This window comes from Microbacterium sp. Bi128 (assembly GCF_918698205.1).
Genome location: NZ_CAKKMM010000616.1, coordinates 1 through 2,860 on the forward strand (window position 1 = coordinate 1; position 2,860 = coordinate 2,860).

Sequence of the window (2,860 nt, forward strand, 5' to 3'; positions counted from 1 at the left end):
CCGGCGAGTCCCTGCCGGGGCAGCAGCGTGTCGGCGAGGCAGAGCCGGCGCCTGGCCTCCGCGGCGCCGATCCGCAGCCGCGCCCGCAGGAACTCCACCGTGTTCCGGTACCCGTCATCCAGCACCGATTCCGGCACCGCCGGCTCGCCCGTTCCGGGGCTTCCGGCGGGAGCCGAGGACAAGGAGGTGCCGGCGGGAACCGCCCCAACAGACCTGCCGGCGGGAGCCGAGGAACGGGACCTGCCCGCGGGAGCCGAGGCCAAGGAGGCGCCGGCGGGTTCCGCGGTTCCGGGTGCGCCGGTCTGCCACCCGCCGGGGCTCTCACGCCAGCCGGTGGTCCACCCGGTGACCGCCCCCGCCGCGACCCCCGTGGCAGTGGCGGCGGACTGCTTCCTGGTCCGGTCCACGGCGGCCGCCGCGACGAGCTGCAGATACTCCACCGCGCGGGAGACTTCCTCCACGCCGCCGGCGAAGTCCGACGCGGCCCGGAAGCCCCACGACCCCGCGTCCTCCACCGCCGTCGAACCCACCGCCCGCAGCGCGGCCAGGGCGGCGTCCATACCGGATTGCCCGACCGGGGCTGCACCCCGGTCCGTGCCCTCCGCCTCGTCCCCGCAGGCGGTGAAATCCCTGATGAAATCCCTGACGGCTTCCATGGCTCGAGTCTATTTGAGGGCTCCGACAATTTTAGGAGGGCACCGTGCGTGATCACTCTGAGACCGCGGCGCCACCTGCCCACGGATCGACGGGCGATCAGGCAGGTTTCACATCGTGCTGTGCAGGACCCGTGGGCGGCCAAACTGCGTGTGAACTCCGGGCGAGAAAAGTACGGATTCGGGTGGCCCGGCCACTTCGATTCCCGCGGCGCGCACGAGTTGGTCCTCAAGGCCGAACAGCTGCGCGCGGTACAGCGGCCATGCACTGTGCGTGTTGGGCACATAGATGGTCCTGCCCCTGAACCGTGAATGCAGACCGAACCGCGCCGTGAGGTGGATCGACAGCGCGTCGGTGGCTGCGACGTCGGGCTCTGGGACGACCGAGAAATCGCTCCGGGTGCCGCCTCGAAAGCGTCGCACGGAATACCCAGCCGACGCCGATCCGGTAAGTCCATCGGCACCCACGTAGCTCGCCCGCGACCACACATAAGGTATCCCGGCCGCCCGCGCGGCCAGCACCACCGCCAAGCGTGAGGCATCGAGGCTGCGGAAAACGACACCGCGGGTGCCGTCCGGCTCGCGGGAGTAGAGGCGTACGTTGATCTCGTTGAAGCTTCCGAAATAGGGGATGCCGGGACCGCGACCAACTCCGGCACCCTGCATACGAAAGCCGATTAGCCCCACCCACGCGGACCCGTCGAACACATCCGGCGCGACGCCCGGTGGCATGAACCGCGCCGCCACTGCCTCAGGAATGCGCCAGTGCAGGAAGACGGCATCCAGCCAACGCTGGTCCATGATGATTGGCGCCGGAAGCTCGGGTGCAGCCGGCCACAGATCAACGCCCAATCGGATCAGCTCCCTTCAGTCGGCAGGGTCTTCGGTCAGCAGTGTACGAGCCAGTCGGCACCATGAGAATCGGTCGGCCGGCGGAGTCACTTGGCATCGGCAAAGGTTCGCGGAAGCAGGGTCAGTTCAATGCCCGGGTGCCCTCCGGAAGGGCTCCGCCGGCCAATACTGCCGCCGTCGCATCGGCCAACGCTGTCAGCGCCACGCGCTGGGTCCACGGGCCGTAGGAAATGCGCGCCACGCCAAGTTCCTGCAATTTGGCCGGTGCCAGGGATCCGGGCACATTGATGACCGAGACCTTGTTCCACCCAATGCCTTCCACCAACGCGGTGACAGTCGGCTCGTCCAGCAGGCCCGGCACGAACACCGCGGTCGCACCGACGTCGAGGAAGGCCCGGCCGCGCTCAATGGCGTCCGCAAGCACCGCAGAAGGGTCCCGGTCCTTGCCCTTCAAGAAGGCGTCGGTGCGGGCGTTGAGGACGAAGTCGATGCCCTCGGCCTCGGCGGCGCGGATTACAGCGCTCATCTGTTCAACGGCGTCGGCGAGCGGGCGCATCTGGTCCTCGATGTTGGCTCCGACAGCGCCGACGCCAATCGCCTTGCGAACAGTTTCGCCGGGATTGCCGTAGCCCGCTTCGAGATCAGCACTGACGGGCAGCGACGTGGCGGCGGCAATCACCCCGACGGCGGCGATCATTTCGTCCACCGGGATGTTCTCGCCGTCTTCGTACCCGCGCGACGCAGCGATGGAGTGGCTGGCCGTGGCCAATGCCTTGGTCCCCGGAACGCCGGCAACCACCTTCGCGGTGATCGCGTCCCAGACGTTGACGAGTTGAAGAATTTCCGGTGCGTGGTGGAGATGGAGCAGCTCGGTGGCTTTGGAGGCACGGGAACGCGCGTGGTCTGTCATGCCGCGAGCCTAGCGGGGCACCGTGCCAGCCGGAAGGGTTTCAGCCTGCCGCGGAAGAGTCGTGTGATCCCTCGCGCTGAGTCTGCCAGGGCCAGCGTCCGGTGATTTCCAGCTCGAGCGAGAAGCTCAGGAAGGTCCGGATGAGCACAATTATGGCCAGCACGCCGACGCCCTCGAAGGTCGGCGCGACGGCGACCGAACGGATGATGTCGGCCGCGACGAGCAGCTCGAGCCCGAGGAGGATGGAGCGGCCCAGCAGTTGCCGGTAGGAGCGGTACACGGAGAGCGGTGCGGAGCCCGCCGGCTGGCGTTCCGGCTGGAATCCGCGCAGCGCCAAGGGGATAGAGACGAGGGCGCCGACCACCATGACGGCCACACCGGCGAAGTCCATGAAGCCCCCGACCGACTCGATAATGTGCTGAAAATCCATGGTTCCCCTCAGAGA

Annotated in this window: 3 protein-coding genes and 1 pseudogene; all 4 read right to left on the reverse strand. The window is 68.1% G+C overall.

Features of this window, described 5'->3' with window-relative positions:
- A pseudogene (locus LQV45_RS23780) lies at positions 1–656 on the reverse strand (hypothetical protein); the annotation flags it as partial.
- Positions 657–764: 108 nt separating this feature from the next.
- Positions 765–1,454 carry a YqjF family protein gene (locus LQV45_RS23785; RefSeq protein WP_230009099.1) on the reverse strand — a complete coding sequence of 230 codons (690 nt, stop codon included), beginning with the start codon at positions 1,452–1,454 and terminating at the stop codon, positions 765–767.
- A 172-nt stretch (positions 1,455–1,626) separates the two neighbouring features.
- On the reverse strand, positions 1,627–2,415 hold the full coding sequence (locus LQV45_RS23790) for an isocitrate lyase/phosphoenolpyruvate mutase family protein (RefSeq protein ID WP_230009098.1): 789 nt from the start codon (positions 2,413–2,415) through the stop codon (positions 1,627–1,629).
- Between the two features lie 40 nt (positions 2,416–2,455).
- Positions 2,456–2,845 (reverse strand): DUF1622 domain-containing protein, encoded by a 390-nt coding sequence (locus LQV45_RS23795; RefSeq protein WP_230009100.1) that lies wholly within the window; start codon positions 2,843–2,845, stop codon positions 2,456–2,458.
- Positions 2,846–2,860 lie beyond the last annotated feature (15 nt).

Excerpts from the sequence above, each read along its gene's own strand:
- LQV45_RS23790 (WP_230009098.1), bottom strand. The coding sequence starts at position 2,415 with ATGACAGACCACGCGCGTTCCCGTGCCTCCAAAGCCACCGAGCTGCTC.
- LQV45_RS23795 (WP_230009100.1), bottom strand. The coding sequence starts at position 2,845 with ATGGATTTTCAGCACATTATCGAGTCGGTCGGGGGCTTCATGGACTTC.
- LQV45_RS23785 (WP_230009099.1), bottom strand. The coding sequence starts at position 1,454 with ATGGACCAGCGTTGGCTGGATGCCGTCTTCCTGCACTGGCGCATTCCT.